The 17271-nt window shown below is 38.6% G+C and carries 18 protein-coding genes; 11 read left to right on the forward strand and 7 right to left on the reverse strand.

Annotated elements, in window-relative coordinates; translation table 11 throughout:
* Window positions 1-51: 51 nt before the first annotated feature.
* Together NF867_RS05395 and NF867_RS05400 are read left to right on the forward strand one after the other, a co-directional pair.
* Entirely contained in the window at window positions 52-1158 is a 1107-nt protein-coding gene (locus NF867_RS05395) for an ABC transporter permease (protein WP_252586593.1), read from the forward strand.
* Window positions 1155-2273, forward strand: a complete 1119-nt coding sequence (locus tag NF867_RS05400) for an ABC transporter permease (RefSeq protein ID WP_252586595.1) — start codon at window positions 1155-1157, stop codon at window positions 2271-2273. Before NF867_RS05395 ends, NF867_RS05400 begins: the two co-directional genes overlap by 4 nt.
* A 29-nt stretch (window positions 2274-2302) precedes the next feature.
* On the opposite strand, the gene NF867_RS05405 is transcribed toward NF867_RS05400, so the two are convergent.
* The 4 genes from NF867_RS05405 to NF867_RS05420 form a co-directional block, all read right to left on the reverse strand.
* A complete protein-coding gene (locus NF867_RS05405) occupies window positions 2303-2707 on the reverse strand; it encodes a hypothetical protein (protein ID WP_252586596.1) in 405 nt (134 codons plus the stop codon).
* A 141-nt stretch (window positions 2708-2848) separates the two neighbouring features.
* Window positions 2849-3865 carry a cyanophycinase gene (locus tag NF867_RS05410; protein ID WP_252586598.1) on the reverse strand — a complete coding sequence of 339 codons (1017 nt, stop codon included), beginning with the start codon at window positions 3863-3865 and terminating at the stop codon, window positions 2849-2851.
* 409 nt (window positions 3866-4274) lie between these two features.
* Complete coding sequence (locus NF867_RS05415) at window positions 4275-4703, reverse strand: (4Fe-4S)-binding protein (RefSeq protein ID WP_252586600.1); 429 nt, start codon at window positions 4701-4703, stop codon at window positions 4275-4277.
* Window positions 4690-5127: an OsmC family protein gene (locus tag NF867_RS05420; RefSeq protein WP_252586602.1), complete on the reverse strand. Its 438-nt coding sequence runs from the start codon at window positions 5125-5127 to the stop codon at window positions 4690-4692. The genes NF867_RS05415 and NF867_RS05420 overlap by 14 nt, the downstream gene beginning before the upstream one ends.
* Before the next feature lie 112 nt (window positions 5128-5239).
* On the opposite strand from NF867_RS05420, the gene NF867_RS05425 reads away from it, so the two are divergent.
* The 3 genes from NF867_RS05425 (at window position 5240) to NF867_RS05435 (ending at window position 6540) form a co-directional block, all read left to right on the forward strand.
* Window positions 5240-5425, forward strand: a complete 186-nt coding sequence (locus NF867_RS05425) for a GNAT family N-acetyltransferase (protein ID WP_252586604.1) — start codon at window positions 5240-5242, stop codon at window positions 5423-5425.
* Window positions 5426-5449: 24 nt separating this feature from the next.
* Window positions 5450-5671, forward strand: coding sequence for a GNAT family N-acetyltransferase (locus NF867_RS05430; RefSeq protein ID WP_252586606.1), 222 nt, complete (start codon window positions 5450-5452; stop codon window positions 5669-5671).
* Window positions 5672-5838: 167 nt separating this feature from the next.
* Window positions 5839-6540 carry a type 1 glutamine amidotransferase gene (locus NF867_RS05435; RefSeq protein ID WP_252586608.1) on the forward strand — a complete coding sequence of 234 codons (702 nt, stop codon included), beginning with the start codon at window positions 5839-5841 and terminating at the stop codon, window positions 6538-6540.
* Window positions 6541-6613: 73 nt separating this feature from the next.
* Here the strand turns inward: NF867_RS05435 and NF867_RS05440 are convergent, their stop codons facing one another.
* Window positions 6614-9181, reverse strand: coding sequence for a DUF5686 and carboxypeptidase-like regulatory domain-containing protein (locus NF867_RS05440; RefSeq protein WP_252586610.1), 2568 nt, complete (start codon window positions 9179-9181; stop codon window positions 6614-6616).
* A gap of 133 nt (window positions 9182-9314) precedes the next feature.
* Window positions 9315-10766 carry an aminotransferase-like domain-containing protein gene (locus NF867_RS05445; protein WP_252586611.1) on the reverse strand — a complete coding sequence of 484 codons (1452 nt, stop codon included), beginning with the start codon at window positions 10764-10766 and terminating at the stop codon, window positions 9315-9317.
* Between the two features lie 97 nt (window positions 10767-10863).
* Between NF867_RS05445 and NF867_RS05450 the strand changes: the two genes are divergently transcribed.
* Window positions 10864-11811 (forward strand): DMT family transporter, encoded by a 948-nt coding sequence (locus NF867_RS05450; RefSeq protein WP_252586613.1) that lies wholly within the window; start codon window positions 10864-10866, stop codon window positions 11809-11811.
* 36 nt (window positions 11812-11847) lie between these two features.
* Entirely contained in the window at window positions 11848-12345 is a 498-nt protein-coding gene (locus NF867_RS05455) for a GNAT family N-acetyltransferase (protein ID WP_252586615.1), read from the forward strand.
* Between the two features lie 46 nt (window positions 12346-12391).
* Here the strand turns inward: NF867_RS05455 and NF867_RS05460 are convergent, their stop codons facing one another.
* The gene (locus NF867_RS05460; protein WP_252586617.1) at window positions 12392-13897 is read right to left on the reverse strand and encodes an ATP-binding cassette domain-containing protein; all 1506 of its coding nucleotides are present in this window, start codon (window positions 13895-13897) and stop codon (window positions 12392-12394) included.
* 161 nt (window positions 13898-14058) lie between these two features.
* Here NF867_RS05460 and NF867_RS05465 point away from each other — a divergent pair, with 161 nt between their 5' ends.
* The 4 genes from NF867_RS05465 to NF867_RS05480 all read left to right on the forward strand — a co-directional run bounded on the left by NF867_RS05465 (window position 14059) and on the right by NF867_RS05480 (window position 17265).
* Entirely contained in the window at window positions 14059-14685 is a 627-nt protein-coding gene (locus NF867_RS05465) for an ABC transporter ATP-binding protein (RefSeq protein WP_252586618.1), read from the forward strand.
* Window positions 14686-14784: 99 nt separating this feature from the next.
* Window positions 14785-16107: an ABC transporter permease gene (locus tag NF867_RS05470; RefSeq protein ID WP_252586620.1), complete on the forward strand. Its 1323-nt coding sequence runs from the start codon at window positions 14785-14787 to the stop codon at window positions 16105-16107.
* A 101-nt stretch (window positions 16108-16208) separates the two neighbouring features.
* Window positions 16209-16676, forward strand: coding sequence for a hypothetical protein (locus NF867_RS05475; RefSeq protein WP_252586622.1), 468 nt, complete (start codon window positions 16209-16211; stop codon window positions 16674-16676).
* 10 nt (window positions 16677-16686) lie between these two features.
* On the forward strand, window positions 16687-17265 hold the full coding sequence (locus NF867_RS05480; protein WP_252586623.1) for a hypothetical protein: 579 nt from the start codon (window positions 16687-16689) through the stop codon (window positions 17263-17265).
* Window positions 17266-17271: the final 6 nt, after the last annotated feature.

Here is a 17271-nt window from a genome sequence, read left to right on the forward strand (position 1 = left end):
GTCAAATTATAAACTATAAAAGAATGTCCCCCTTTAGGGGATTTAGGGGTTATGAAACAGTTTTTCAGCTTTGTTAAAAAAGAATTTTACCACATATGGCGCGACAAAAGAACTATGTTCATTTTATTGGGTATGCCTGTGGTGCAAATTGTGATCTTCGGATTTGCGCTAACCAATGAGGTAAAAAACTCACAAATCGCCATTCTTGATAATGCCAAAGACGAGGTTAGCAGTACTATCATTACGCAATTAGATGCGAGCAAGTATTTCGAAATAAGGCAAAACCTACACTCCTACCCTGAAATTGAGAAAGCCTTTGAAGCCGGTAAAATAAAAATGGCTATCGTTTTTCCTCAGAATTTCAGCGAAGACCTGCATCACCTTAACAAAGCGCAGATTCAGCTGGTGGCCGACGCTTCGGATCCAAACGTTGCCAATATTTTAACCAATTATGCCACTGCTATTATTGGTGATTATCAGAGAAGGATAAACACAAACACTATGTTACCCTACACCATTGATACCGAAACCCGAATGTTGTATAACCCACAGTTGAAAGGAGCTTATAATTTTGTTCCAGGAGTGATGGCTATGGTATTGCTACTTGTTTGTACCATGATGACCGCTATTACCATTGTAAAGGAGAAAGAAATGGGTACCATGGAAATTATGTTGGTCTCGCCTATGAAACCCATTATGGTAATTATTGCCAAAGCTGTTCCTTATCTATTGCTCTCAATTATAAATATTGCCAGCATTTTACTGCTGAGTGTTTATGTGCTCGAAGTACCAATTAACGGCAGTATTGTACTATTGGTGTTCGAAAGCATCTTATTTACCTTAGTTTCACTTTCATTGGGTCTTCTGATTTCAAGTGGTGCCGAATCGCAACAAACGGCCATGTTTATATCATTAGTGGCCTTATTTTTACCAACGGTAATGCTTAGTGGCTTTATGTTTCCGGTGGAAAACATGCCGTTGCCACTTCGTATCATTTCTAATATTGTTCCCGCCAAATGGTATTACAGCATTGTAAAATCAGTAATGATCAAAGGCTTAGGGTTAAAGGTTATTTGGAAAGAAACCTTAATTCTCACCGGTATGATGCTGTTCTTTTTAACATTAGCCATCAGGAAATTTAAAATCCGATTAGCATGAGAACGTTAAAATTTCTGCTTCAAAAAGAATTTCGCCAGATATTTCGCGACCCTTCTATTTTACGGGTCATCTTCATCATGCCGGTTATCCAGCTTATGATCTTACCCTGGGCGGCTGACTATGAAATAAAAAACATAAAACTGAGTGTTGTAGACCACGACCACTCTGAGTATTCGCGTAAGCTAATCAATAAAATCACCGCTTCGGGTTATTTCGAACTGGCAGATTATTCAAACTCTTATAAACAGGCATTACATAAGGTTGAACACGATGAGGCCGACCTGATGCTGGAAATTCCAAGATCGTTTGAAAAAGACGTGGTTAAAGAAAATAAAGCTAAACTTTTTATGGCCCTAAATGCCATAAACGGTGTTAAAGCTAATTTGGGAGGCGCTTATTTACGTACTATTATACAGGATTATAACCAGGAAGTAAGGCTCGAATGGCTGCAAATGCCCCGCATGAATGTCGAACCCACTATTCAAATTACTTCCTCAAACTGGTATAACCCATTGCTGAACTATAAGTACTTCATGGTTCCGGGTATCCTGGTTATTTTGCTCACCATGATCGGTTCAAACTTAGCGGCCATCAATATTGTTAAAGAAAAAGAAATAGGTACCATTGAGCAGATCAATGTTACACCGGTAAAAAAATATCATTTTCTATTAGGCAAACTGGTGCCGTTTTGGATACTGGGCATGGTAGTATTAACCTTGGGATTATTTATTTCCTGGGCCGTATATGGCATTATTCCTTTAGGAAGTTACCTCACCATTTATGCTTTTGCCGCCGTTTACCTGTTAACCGTTTTAGGACTGGGCCTTTTAATTTCAACCTACGCCGGCACACAGCAACAAGCCATGTTAATTTCCTTCTTTTTAATGATGATATTCATTTTGATGGGTGGTTTATATACCTCAATTGACAGTATGCCACATTGGGCGCAAATGATCACCAAATTTAACCCTGTGTCGTATTTTATTGATGTAATGAGAATGGTGGTTTTAAAAGGCAGCGGCTTTTGGGATGTCCGTTACCACTTTATCATTATGTTTACGTTTGCGACAGTATTTAATGGCTGGGCGATTTGGCATTATAGAAAGACTTCGTAATTATTTACCGAGGCAGTTCCTTTGGGTGTTTAGTCACCACTGACTTTCTCCAGCACGTACTCATAGGAACTGCTTTCTCCTTGCTTTTTAAGCGTTAGTCTCTTGCCGTCAAACGAATAAGTATAAGTTCCTGAAAGAATCAGCCCCCAATCAAAGTCGGCTGTCCAAAAATTCTGATCGGTAAAAACAATTTTATCATTGCTGATAGTATAAACGCCTGACCCTCCTGCCGGAAATCTATTTTGGCCCGAAGTAGACGAAAATCTTGCATTCTCAAAAGTGAGTGATGTTTTTCCGCTATAAGATTCGGATCCATACTTAACGTTGAAAACCCCGGAATAGGTTCCTGCTTTCAAAGGTTCCACTTTATCACTTGTGCAACATCCCATGAATGTAATTGATGACAGAATAAAGACTGTACGTAGAAATTTCATAGCGTAAAGTTTTAATCGAGTTTAATTATTCTCAGCAATCAACAGTCGTTAATCAACAGCATACTTTGACTCTCTATCCATTTTTAAAAGATTCGCCTTTGCAATAATTACAAAGGCGAATAAACTTCATAAACAGTAAATTTAAGGATTTACTGCTCGGGTAAACTTTCCATCGAGAGCAAACCAGTATTCCGTCGGTTGTGCGGTAATTGCTCCAAGTTTTATAAATGAAGTTCCGGTGGTACTCCCTTTGGCGATATAAGCAGCCACCGCTTTTTGAGATGCGTTCCAGCTTAAGGGTTTAGCAGCTTGACATTGCTCAGGCAAATCGTTAACAGATTCGAGGTAAAAAGCATTGCCACTGCCATAAACACTCATGGTTCCATCAGTATCAAGACAGGCCGCGGTGTTTTCGTCAACACCCAAACCTTTAACAGCCGTTTTCTTTTCATTTACTAATCGGGCCAGCATGGTAAAATGACGGCCTTGTCTGTCGCGTTGCGAATAATGGGTATCGGTAATAAGGTTATCCAGCAGTGGGATATTTACAAAACGGCCTTCACTAAAGGTCATCGTATTCAAAAACGGATTACTTAAGGCTTCGCTTGAAATAATACTTCCATTTTCGCCGGTATAAATAAACTGCCCCAAAATAGCACAACCAGCACTGGTTCCCCCAACCGGCACTTTTTTTTCGTTAACCAGGTAATCTATAGCCTGCTGCACCGGTGTATTGGCCCAAAGCTTTAGGTATTGACTTTGGTCGCCCCCGGCAATAAATAAAGCCTCCGCATTTCTTATTGTAGTAGCCACCTTGGGGTCATTGGCAGCATTATTAGAACTGATCAGTAACGTTTCAACTGAGTTCACATTGCCCAAACCGTAAATGTAACTATTGTAGGCATTGCCACCTGAGGCACGAATAACAACCACATCACCTCCTCCACTTTTGGCTATCATCCATTTGATAGCCTCATCAACATCGGCTCCCCCACCCATTAATACAAAACCTCCCGTAGTTGCAGTAGTTTTATCACTGGCATCGCCGGTTAAACCTAATGAATAAGAACGTTCAACAGGAATTTCGGGATTTGAACTACTGCAAGAGAGATGCCCACAGAAAAGCAATGCAACAATTAAATATTGTTTTAATTTCATAGATAAACTAAAAGTTTACTGATTTGATAGCACAAAGTAGGCTAAAAAGCTTAAACCATAGCAAATGCTGATAACAATTGCTTACGATAACCAACAGATTTAACCTTCATACCTTTAGTCAGAATTTATGAGTTTAAACTTTTTAAACAGCAATTTAATTTCATTCGGCTCAGTTAATAATTGTATGCCCAATGCCTTATTTTTTTCTATAAACTTAGGTCTTTTTGCCGTATTACGAATGATTGGCTACATTTCGGCTATTGGCCTGCCCGGCCTTCAGGCCTGTTTTTATCCTTAGCATAGCAGGTTTATGCTCTTTTTTTTTACAAATGCGGAACAAAGAAAAGCAAAACAGTGAACGTGAATTGATGATGTAAAAGAGTTAAGAAAGATGAATTCTTCAATCGAATTATCCTTCAAAACCGTTTTTTAAATGAGAACCATCGCAGTAAGGTTTGTTATGTGAGCCTCCACAGCGGCAAAACGCGGTGGTTTTATTTTTGATCGATTCATTGCCCTCACGGTCGCGGACCTTTAATGTTCCATAAATGATCAACGGACCGTTTGGCCGCACTTCCACAACAGTTTCCATCGTCTCCGCTTCCTGATTAGAAGCATCATTCATATAATAACTCAAAGCACCTGAGGGGCACTTTTTCACCTGATCAATAATTTCCTGAGTAGTGGCCCCATGAATTGAGATCCAAGGCCGATGAGATGGATCAAATACCGAGGGCAGCCCTGTAAAGCATACTCGTGAGTGAATACATTTGCCATTCTGCCAAACTACCGTCACCTCTCCATTTGTATATTCTTTCTTTAGATTAGTCTTGTCCATATAATTGAATCGTTGTGTGAATATCAATGGGGTTAGTTAACAGATTATGAATAGGACAGGCATTAGCGATATCGAGCAGACGCTGCATTTTCTCCTCATCTAATTGCTGACTTACGGATACAATCCGTGTAAAAACCGAACTTAAATGCCCATTTTCATTTTTATGCTCAAAACAAACCTGAACCTTAATTTCTCCAGTTACCCATTGCTTTCGATCAACATACATTTTAAGGGTGATAGCTGTACAAGCAGCCAAGCTACTCATTAGAAAGTCTGAAGGGCCCGGCCCCAGGTTCTTCCCCCCTATTTGCTCAGGCTCATCGGCAAGCAACTGATGATGTTGGGTTTGAAGCGTAGTTTTATAATTCTCCGCTCCAATTGTTGCGGTAACTGTTTTTATTGCTTTGGCAATGTTCTTCTCCATATGTTTAGCCCTTATTAAATTTAGGTGTTATATATTATTTTTTTGTAAGCTTTTTATTATCAAGTCAAAACGCCGGTTGAAATGGTATATTTGAAGTAAATCAAGCATTTCTATGAATACCATCTTCCAGTTTCCGCCTATTCTTGAAAACGAACGTATAAAACTCAAACCCTTAGAACTAAAACATATTGATGATCTGTTAGAAATAGCCCTGCTTCCAGAGCTATGGACAGTAGGTGTCCGAAATATTACTTCAAAAGATGATTTAACTAAGTATATTTCTACTGCAATAACCTAAAGAGTGAATTAAAAAAGCCTTCCTTTGGCCATCTACGACAAATTCACACAACAATATGCTGGTTGTACTCATTTTGTAGAGATGGTTTTGGCGCATAAGCGTACAGAGATTGGCTGGACTTGGATAAGACCTGAATTTCAAAGTACCGGCTTAAACAAAGCCGTTAAATTTGAGTTATTACAATATGCTTTTGATGTATTAAATTTAAATCGAATTCAGATTAAAACCGACGAATTAAATGTTTAATCACAAAACGCGATCAAAAGTATTGGCGCGATTTATGAAGGCACATTTCGACAACACGTTATTACCTGGTCTGGAAGAATTAAAAACTCTGTTTATTTCAGTATAATAAAAGAGGATTGGCCTGCAGTGAAAACGACATTACAAACTAAACTTAACGCTTTACAATTATGAAAATTCACTATTTTCAGCACGTACCATTTGAGGGATTGGGCTATATTGAAACCTGGATTAACGAGAAAGGATTTGAATTAAGTGCAACCCGTTTTTATGAGAACGATAAATTGCCCGACATTCAACAGATCGACTGGTTAATTGTAATGGGTGGCCCAATGGGGGTTGATGACGAGGATCAATATCCATGGTTAAAAGCTGAAAAAGAATTTATCAAAAAAGCGATAGATGCCAACAAAACTGTTTTAGGCATTTGTTTAGGGGCGCAATTGATTGCTGACACGTTAGGAGCAGCTATTTATCAAAGTAAATTCAAAGAAATCGGTTGGTTTCCGGTTGAAGTTTTTGAAGCAACACATAAATTTAACTTTCCGCAAAATAAGATCACCGTTTTCCATTGGCATGGCGATACTTTCGACCTTCCAGAAGATGCTACGCTGGCAGCAAGTTCAAGAGCTTGTATCAACCAGGCATTTCGTTTTAAGCAAAATGTAGTGGGTTTACAGTTCCATTTGGAAGCCACAATCGAATCGATTGAAGCTATGATCGAGAATTGTGGTGATGAATTAATGCCAAACGCTTTTATTCAGTCGGCGGATCAGATTAGAAATTATGCACCTAATTATTTTGAAGAAAATCACGAAGCCATGCAATTGATTCTGGAACACCTGGAATCATTAACAAGTGTTGCTGTATAGCTTGAATAACGATTGTTTATATCATACAAAAGCATCCCAACTCTTCGGGATGCTTTTTTTATTATTTCGACTTCTAAAAATCGAAAACATAAGCCGCTCTTATACCGAAACTCGCTACATCAGGATTATCCAGATAAGTAAGACGTTTTATAAAATCAACCCTAAATAGTTTAAAGATGTTGCCAATACCGGCCCCTAATTCAACATATGGAGTTTTGCTAAGTGCGTAGGTATAAGGCACCCCATCTTGATTAACCGGAAACTGATAAAGTTCAGAATGTAATGCAGGATCATTTTCTGATCGCAGTCCACCCAACGCCATTTTCATCGATATAAACTCACGAAGTTTTAGTTTTTTAAGCAATGGTACTTTATTGAGCAAATAACCATTAAAATTATGATCAAAATAAAGATTCACTGAATGGTCGGTTACAAACTCCATAAAGTTCATTAGGTTAAATGAGCGGTGGGAATAGATATAGCTTTGATTAGCCGGAACTAAATTTAGCAATGGGAACGGTACCTGACCAAAAACCCAACGTCCTTCAACGGCAATATCAGTATAACCAACCTGTGATAGATAAAAGCGCTTTGCAATGCCTCCGCTTAAGGATTGATAATTATAATCGCCGCCAAAGAAATCCTTTATTCCTACGGTAAGTTTTGCTGACAATATGGGAAACTTGTTTGGAATTTGAGTCCGGTATGATTTTCCTTCAATCATTTGCTCATGCGGTGCCCAGCGTAATCGAAGCGAAAGGTCTGTTGTTGTTAAGGTTTCTACTTCTGTTTGAACACCGTCATTGACAACCAAATAGTGCAGATCTAAAGCCGGGGATTGCTCAGTCCTTCTAAATCCAAGATCATAAGAAAAATGGTTGTTAAATTCGTGCACATAGTTAAACTTATAGGCATTCGTATAAAGCCATTTATTATCCTCTCCTCTTTTAAATGAAAGTAAAAACCCATCACTTTGTGACAGTTCTAAAGCCTGACCGGGGATGATCGCAGTACTTTCAACCCCAACCTTTAAATAATTATTGGGAAATTTATAAATGGATTTATGATTTAAGGAATATGCAACAGAGGCGCTATACTTCCATCTTTCATCTTTTAAACCATAGGCTCCATATCCGTCAAAATACCAGGTTCGGTTAAATGCGGGCAATGTCCGTCCCCCAAATTTAAATCGTGAACCTTCCAGTGCGTTAAAGCTAAAAAAGGTACTGGCCGGTCCCATTTCAAACTTACCGAAGGAATGATACCCTGTTATTAAAAAGTTAGTGATTTTAACCATACTCTTAAAACGCGGAACGGTTTGCAGCGTATCCATGTTATAATACACTTTTGATTCGGTAGTACTTAGTGAATCTGCTCTGTTTTCGTCCCAATAGCTTTCCGTTTGCGAGGTGCTATTTGCAGCTATTATTACCGTATCAACATTATAAAAAGAGTCTTCGCGCGGATGGTTAATTACGTAATCTTTAAAGTTCATTGAGCGTTCGCCCACCACTCCTATGCCCTTGTTTTTCAAAAAACCGAAATCCGACAACACATGGCTCGAGCTTAAATAATAATGACATAAACTATCTTGATTATAAGTCAAATTAATAGCTAAACTCCTGACCCAATTCAAGTTGACATCTTTATTCAGGTTCATTTCAACTTTTTTAATAGCATAACGCCCATCGAGGGTAACATATAAATTTCCCTCAAACATCATATTGCCCTTAACTCGGGGAGTAAAACTTAATTCAACAAGATCTCCTTCAACTGTTTTTATAGTGTCGGTTATAAAAAATTTATAAGAATCCTGGGCGTTATCGGCAATCGGACTTAAAAACTGATTGGTAACTATAAAAATGTTGTTCGCATAAATATCAATATCAGCATACATCCTGTTCAGGTAAATACTTACCCCGTTTTGATCAACATATTTACTTATATCTACCTGTTGCTTCGCTTTTATAACCGTTTTGGTCTTTTTTAATTTTTTGCTGTAGAAGTTATCCGAAATCTTCTCTTCCATGTACATTGGATAAATCGTCTTGCCTTTTATCTTCAATGTATCTTTATTTTCGAATAGAAATTTCATAGGAGAAAGCAGTTTTTTATCCAGTACTTTCTGCGGAAGATCGCTCAATGAAAAAACAAGCTTTTCATACTTTTCATACTCAATGCTTTCATAGTTTTTAGGCTGATTGATGGGTTTGTTTTCAATAACCTTTTGAATAAGTGCTACAGCAGGATTGTCCTTGTTTTTGTAAACAAGTTTTTTGCTTGCCCGTACCTCTGCTTCTGACAAGGTTTGGGCATCATTTATCATTTGAACATTGATAGTTTGAGTAATTCCGGGTGTAACTTTCTTAGTGACAGTTTTATAACCTAAAATACTAAACTGAAGCTGAATGGAGCTGGAGGATGTAACGATCGAATAAAATCCGTTTTCATTTGTTGTAACGCCTATTTTGGTGTTTACTAAAGAAATACTAACACCAGCAATTACTTCACCCGATTTTGCATCTGTAACTTTCCCCTTAATGATGGTTGATTGAGCGTAGGTAAAAGTTGTTGTAAAAACAAGAATGCAAAAAATGCTTATAAAATTGAGATTGTACGGTAATGAGCGGCCCCTGAACATTTGCTGGTTTTAATAATCGACCTTACTATAACACAAAAAGGTTATTGAAGTTCTGTTAAACGTTATTTTTTACACAATAAAAAAATGCGTTCAAAACCAACTCTATAATTATCACAAATACACAACTGCAGCTTTAATTTCCTTCTATAAGCATATTATTAGCACATTTCCCAATGATAAGAAGAGCATTTTCAACTTCCGGAGTAAACTGATTACAATAACCAATTCTGATATAGTTTTCATGGCGTTTTTTAGCTGAAAAAATAGAACCCGGTAAAATGGCAATTCCTTGTCTGAGTACGATATCCTGAAGTTCTATGGCATTTACTTTATGAGGAAGTTCTATCCAGATAACATGTCCTCCCTGAGGATCAGTTACTTTTGTCCCTTCCGGGAAATATTTAAAAATAGCTTCCCTGTACTTCCGCATTTGAATATGATAGGCCAAGCGCAAAGCCTTTAAATGATTATCATAGCGGCCATTTTCCAAAAAATGAGCAACGGCTTGTTGCATAAGCGTTGGAGCAGCAATACTGGTCATAAACTTTAACCGCTCTACTTTTTCTTTGAACCGGCCCGGCGCAGTCCAACCTACTCGTAAACCAGGAGCTACAGTTTTAGAAAATGATGAGCATAACAACACCAGTCCATGTTTATCAAACGACTTCGCATTTTTCGGTCTACTTTTCCCAAAGTAGATATCTCCAAGGATATCATCTTCGATCAGCGGAATTTCCCGTTTAGCCAATAACTCTACCAATCGTTTTTTTTCGCTATCAGGCATGCAACTTCCCAACGGATTATTGAAATTCAACGTAAATAAACAAGCGGCAACCTTCGTTTTGATGATTGCTTTTTCAAGCTCGTCAACATCAATCCCCGTATCAGGATTAGTGGTAATTTCCAACACCTTCATCCCGAGGCTTTCGATCGTTTGAAGCACTCCATAGTAAGTAGGCGACTCAATAGCAATGGTGTCGCCTTGCTTTGCCACCGCTCGCAGGCATATATTAATGGCCTCCATGCACCCATTGGTCACAATAATTTCATCCTTAGCAAGACTCCCACCCCAATGCAACGAAAGGCGTGCTATTTGCCGTAGTAAATTTTCATCGCCCGGCGGAAAAGCATATTGAAACGATTTACCCTTATGCTCACGTAAAACAGCTTGAATAGATTTATTGAGTTTTGCTACCGGCAACAATTCAACAGAAGGACCGGCAATTGACAAATCAACCACTGATGCTTTAGCATGAGGTTTGACAAAATCAGATACTAAGCTATCAACCCTTACATTAATGGGCATTTTCCAGGTGGCTGTGGCTGACGGCTCTTGAGAATTTCGTTTAAATGATTTTCGAACGTAGTAGCCCGAACGAGGTCGGGCTTCAATCAAACCCTTCTTTTCTAAAAGGTAATAAGCCTGAAAAACGGTCGACATGCTCACCTTTTGTTCTAAGCTCAAAGAACGTACAGAAGGCATTTTATCACCGGGTTTTAAAACCTCATTATCAATTAAACGTTGAATAGAAAGTGCTATTTTTTCAAACAACGTAACTTTGGTTAAAACGATTTCGTCTTCCATTTTCAAAACTGATATGGTCAAATTTAACAAAACTGAATCTGTTTAGTTGTTATTTTTTTATTCAACTTTGTTTTGAAGATCAGAAAATACTGTGCAGATGAACAACACACATACTAAAGCATACATTGCATTGGCTATAATTTGTGTAACCTGGGGGACCACATTTTTAGCAACAAGGGTCGGCATTCAATCAATTCCGCCTATTTTATTCGGGGCAATGCGCCAAACCCTTGCAGCACTCTTTTTCTTTACTGTGTTTTTTATGCGTGGCGGAGTACTTCCAAAATGGCACGACATGCGCATGCAAGTTGTAGCGGGCTTGCTCATGATTGCTTTTGGCAATGGAGTTGTAGCCTGGGGAATAAAATATGTGAGCAGCGGTTTGGCCACGATCATCTGTTCAATGATGCCTATTTGGGTAATTCTGATCAATTTGGTAAGCAATAGTGGTGAAAAACTCAACTGGAAAATCGGTTTAGGAACCTTGATGGGTTTTACGGGTCTGGCGCTTATTTTCCGTGATCATTTAACTGACCTTCAAAACCGTGATTACCTCTTCGGAATTATAGTGATTGTGTTTGCCAGTATCTCATGGACACTGGGAACAATGATCGCCAAAAAGAACTTTACCGAAAAAGTAAGCCCTTTCCTCTCTTCAGGTATTCAAACACTTTCAGGAGGGATAATGCTTTTCATTTTCAGTCCGTTTGTTGATAGTTATGAACACTTAAAGTTCGACCAGAATGGATTGATGGCCCTTGCATACCTGGTGATTTTAGGTTCGGCCGTTTCATATACTTGTTATAGTTATGCCCTTTCAAAACTGCCTACGTCTGTAGTGGCAATGTACGCCTACATTAATCCGGTTATTGCGGTGATAATGGGCTGGCTAATTCTGGATGAGAAATTAAACGGAGTGATTGGCATTTCGGCAGCTATAATTCTTGGCGGTTTGTATTTAGTAAATCAAGGTTTTAAAACGCAAACTAAAAAAGAAGAGCCTGAGCTCGTGAAACCGAATGTTGCCCAATTGGAGTACGAATAAATTGTAAAAATCCTCAAACTATTAAAATCGAATAATATGGAAACGCTTGCTGTAAACATTGTTGATTTTAATTCAACCCATTATAAAGCTTTTGAAGCGTTAAACAGTGCATGGATTGAGAAATACTTTTATCTGGAAGAGATAGATAAAGAAGTATTGAGTAAACCCGACAAATATATTTTTGATCACGGTGGAGCCATTATCATGGCTGAAGTGGATGGAGTTGCTGTTGGAACTGTCGCATTAAAACGTGTTGACGATGAAACTTTTGAGATGACCAAAATGGCCGTTGACGAAGACTATCGCGGACTGAAAATTGGCTGGTTATTGGGAAAAGCCATTTTGAACAAAGCAAAAGAATTAGGTGCCACGAAAGTGATTCTATATTCAAACCGCATATTGATACCGGCAATAACCATGTACCACAAGCTTGGCTTTGCAGAGGTTGCGTTGGAAGAAAGTGGCTATGTCAGATCAGATATAAAAATGGAAGTAAACTTAAGTTCTAGGTTTGAAATTCAAAGTACAAAGTAATGAGGGTAGATTACTTCTGCCCTTGTACTTTTAAAATTGTACTTTCTTAAATCATCTTTCCTCTTTCCAGTACCAATCGATGTTCAATGCAAGCAGGCATTTCACTTTCGTAGTGTGAAACGTAAATCAGCGTTTTTTCAAAATGCTTACAAATATCGTTTACAATGCTGGTAAAATGACTGGTTTGATAACGGTCCAAACCCTGACAAGGTTCATCCAACAGCAACAATGGAGGATTTTTAACCAATGAACGGATTAAAAGCAACAACCGCTGTTCTCCTAATGAAGCCTTATAAAACGGTTTGTTACTCAAGTGTTTCAAATCCATTATTTCGAGCCAGCTCTTCACTAAGGCTTGTTGAAAATAACTTACCTCAACTGATGAGCCAATTTGATCATTAAATCCTGAGCAAACCGTTTCATAAGCCGTTGTAGGGTCCTGCGAAAACCCACTTAAGGTATAATCATTTGAAGCCACACTTATCGCTTCAACATATGAACTTGTGCGCTGAAAGAAATTATGCATTTCGGGTGATACATAACCTATTTTTCGTTTGATATCCCAAATGCTTTCTCCGCTTCCACGCTTTTTATCAAATAAATAAACTTCGCTTTGGTAGCCCTGTGGGTTATCGGCATAAATTAAACTTAGCAATGTTGATTTACCAGATCCGTTTTCACCTGTTAATGCCCAATGTTCTCCCCTTTTAACCTTCCAGGAAACATCGTCTAAGATCAGTTTATCATCAAAGCCTATGGTTACATTTTCCATTCTTACAGCATTTTCAAAAGAAGAATCATTTGCAGATGAATATTGCCTTATTTCGTCCCAATTGACTTCTTTTCCGATAGTTATTGCACCATAGCCATCTTCTTTCTGAAAATCATGGTAATTGAAAACATGTTTGATTTCACCATTATTCATTGAAAATATGCGGTCGGTACAAGTCGGAATTTCGTCAGATGCAACAACTACCAAGGTTAACTCATAGGTATTTTTTAGGTTGGCGAGTAATAGATGCAAAGCCGATCGGGTTCTAACATCCAAGCCAATAAAAGGCTGATCGAGCACTAATAAGGTTGGTTTTGCCAGCAAAGCCTGTGCAAGCTGTACACGCTTCCCTTCACCATTAGAAAGTTCAATTATCGACTGATCGAGTTTTTCTTCTAACTGAAGGAACTTTATCACCTCGTGCAATTCCATTTCACTAGCATTTGATCGGGCTAAAACTTGCCTAACAGTTGGAAAATTCCCGTGATAATTACGGTCAAAACGTTGCCCGAAATAAGTTCTATTGTGAAATGCAAAGCGAAAATCGTGTTGCTGATGCACAAAAACGCGTCGAATGCCCTCATCATTAATTTGAAGCGAACCGCTTGAAACAGGATAATGCCCTGCAATAACTTTAGCTAAAGATGTTTTTCCGGCACCTGATTTACCGGTAATGGCGATACATTCTCCTTGCTGAATGTTAAAAGTACAAGCCGACAAAATATGTTCTCGTTGCAAAACTAGTTCAACGTTTTCGGCTTCGATAAGAGGTAACCTCATTTTCCTTATCATTTAAATCTGAAGGGTCAAATGTAACAGGTTTGCAAAAACTTGCTAAACAAACTGCTTAACTTACTACGATAATTAACAAGCTCTTTACACAGCCATTGCTTTTTTATTCAGCTTACGATCACTATTTTCGATGCACAAAACCAATCATAATGATCAGTATCAACTCGGTTAAACAATTCTATAACGGCGCTACTCAACTCCATTTCAACGACTGGTTGGTAAATTCGGGCGAACATTGGCTGATGCTTGGTGGTTCAGGAACGGGAAAAACCACCTTACTGCATATCATGAGCGGCTTATTGAAACCCAGTCAGGGTACTGTCAATATTGAAGGAACTGACCTTTATAGTTTGAAAGGTGCCGAACTTGATCATTTCAGAGGAAGAAACATTGGTATTATCTTCCAACAACCTCATTTGATTAAAAACCTTACCGTTTTAAACAATGTAATAGCAGCCCAATATTTTGCAGGTTTAAAAGAAGATAAAAAGAGGGCATTAGAAGTGCTGGATTCATTAGGATTATCATCAAAAACTAAATCTCTTCCTGCTGAGCTTAGCCAGGGACAAATGCAGCGGGTAGCAATAGCGCGGGCTGTTGTCAATCATCCTAAAATTGTAATTGCTGACGAACCTACCTCAAGCCTGGATGACGAAAACACGGATTCGGTGTTGAAACTCCTCGAAGAACAGGCAGAACGTAATGGAGCAACATTGGTAATTGCTACGCATGATGAACGGATAAAGAAACGATTGACGAGACAATACATACTTTAATAATCACCAATTACCATCCGAGAAAGCAAGCGACTCTGTAAGCCTAAGCTCATGAAACGAAAACTCAACAATCTAAAATCATCAATCTAAAATCAATAGATGAATCTTTTAAAACTTAGCTGGTATAATCTTAAAGCCAATATATTATCAACACTGCTAAATGTGTTGTTGCTTTCGTTTGGGATAGGAATTATTGCCCTGTTAATGCTGGCTTCTGACCAGGTTGGTAAAAAACTGGAGAGTAATGCCAAAGGCGTTGATGCTGTTGTTGGCGCTAAAGGCAGCCCGCTTCAACTAATCCTTTCGAGCATTTACCAGATCGATAACCCTACTGGAAACATTAAATTATCTGATGCCCAAATGATCATGCGCAACCAGGCAGTAAAACTTGCTGTTCCATTGGGCCTGGGTGATAGTTATGAGCAATTCCGAATTGTAGGAACCAATGCCAAGTATGCCGAACTTTATGAACTGACTTTAGCTCAGGGGAAAACATTCGATTCGCTTTTTGAAGTGAATATTGGAGCGAATGTGGCAAAAGTAAAGAACTTGAAGATTGGCGATACCTTCAATGGCTCACATGGTTTAAGTGAAGGAGGAGAAGAACACCATGAACATAAGTATAAAGTAACCGGAATTTTCAATCCTTCGGGTTCAATTGCCGACAACCTGGTTTTAACCTCTATGCCGAGTATTTGGGCCATGCATTCGGAAAGTACAGCTCATGAGGCGCCTCATAAGCACCAACAGGGCGAGGTTGAAACAACGGGACCCAATGCTGGTTTCGAAGAATCTAAATTAGTACACGACCAGTTTCATGGCGAGGCACCACTTGAGGAAACAACAACTCCAGTTCCAGCACCAATAGAAAATCAAAATGAGCCTGAAATAACTTCCATCTTGATCAAATATCGCTCTCCGGTAAGCGTGGTTACCTTTCCGCGTTTTGTAAATACACAAACTAATATGCAGGCAGCTTCACCAGCACAGGAAAGCGCACGTCTTTTTTCATTGATCGGTGTGGGAGTGAAAGCAATGCAATGGTTTGCGGGGCTGATCATTATAATATCCATTTTCAGCGTATTTATCAGTTTGTATAATTCGTTAAAAGAGCGCAAATACGATCTGGCAATCATTCGTACGATGGGAGCCCCTCGAAGTAAAGTATTTTTGCTGATCATTACTGAGGGACTACTTTTAGCAGTTATTGCCACATTTATCGGTTTAATATGGTCGCATGGAGCACTTGAGTTTATCGGGCATAACCAAGACACTGAACAAACCAAATTAACTGGATTAACGTTCTTAAAAGATGAATGGAAACTTATTTTCGGTGGATTGATTATTGGACTAATCGCTTCGGTAATTCCCGCGATTCAAGCATATAAAGCTGATATATCGAGAACCTTAGCAGAAAATTAGTTTATAGACCATGGTCGATAGTCAATAAAAAACTAAACCGGCCAAAACTATGGTCTATGGGCCATGGACTATTGACCATCGACCCAAAAAATTAAGAAAACATGATCAAAAAAAACATATTCAAACTTATACTCGTAGTAGCACTAATAGCTACAACCAATATTACCAAAGCCCAGCAGTCGGAAAAACCACCTGAACACGTAGCCATAAAATCAGTGAGTTGGGACATTATTAACGATTTGAGCTATAAGATGGACAAGGCTGGCGATTATACACCTGTTTTCAGCGACCGGCTTAAAGGTATTAACGGAAAAACTATCGACCTGAAAGGTTATATCGTTCCGTTTAAAATGGGAGCCAAACATAAAAACTTTGCCATTTCGGTTTTACCCATCAGTCAGTGTTACTTTTGCGGTCAGGGAAATATTCCACCAATGGTCGAGGTGGTAATGAAAGAACCCATTCCATATACAGATAAGATCATTACTGTAAAGGGAAAAGTAAAGTTGAATCCATCTGATTCGAACCACATGGAAATTCTTTTGGAAGAGGCAGAGCAGGTTGATTAGGTTTTTAGTGATGAAAATTATAGAACATTTAAAACAGAATTGGAATGGGATTTTCTATCTCATTGGAATACTTGTTTTGATACTACTTTTCTCACAAGTAAGGTTTTCGGATAATAAAAAACTGGAAAAGACGCAAGAAGAACCTATTGCAGGCATTCCGGTCCCAACCGATACCACCATTCCACCCTCACATGAGCTTCATGAAAAAATGATCACTTCGGAGGTTTGGAGTAAACTGGCAAACTTGTCCTACAGAAAAGAAATTATCGATAATGAACAATGGACAATCCCTGTTTTTCCTACTGAAATAAAGGCCTTAGAGGGTGAAACAATAACCTTAAAAGGGTATTTAATTCCATTGGAAAAAGGGCTGCAACACCAGTTATTCATGTTATCAGTTTTACCAATTGATCAGTGTTATTTCTGCGGAAAAACCAAAGGAGTGCCTGAAATGGTGGAAGTGAATATGAATAAGCCGATTGACTATACCAAACAACCTATTAGTGTTAAAGGTATACTCCAATTAAACGAACGAGATGAAGAGCATTTCGCATTTATGCTTATGGGAGCTGAATTAGTTAGGCCTTAATTATGA

It is taken from the genome of Solitalea agri, assembly GCF_023914155.1.
GTDB lineage: Bacteria > Bacteroidota > Bacteroidia > Sphingobacteriales > Sphingobacteriaceae > Solitalea > Solitalea agri.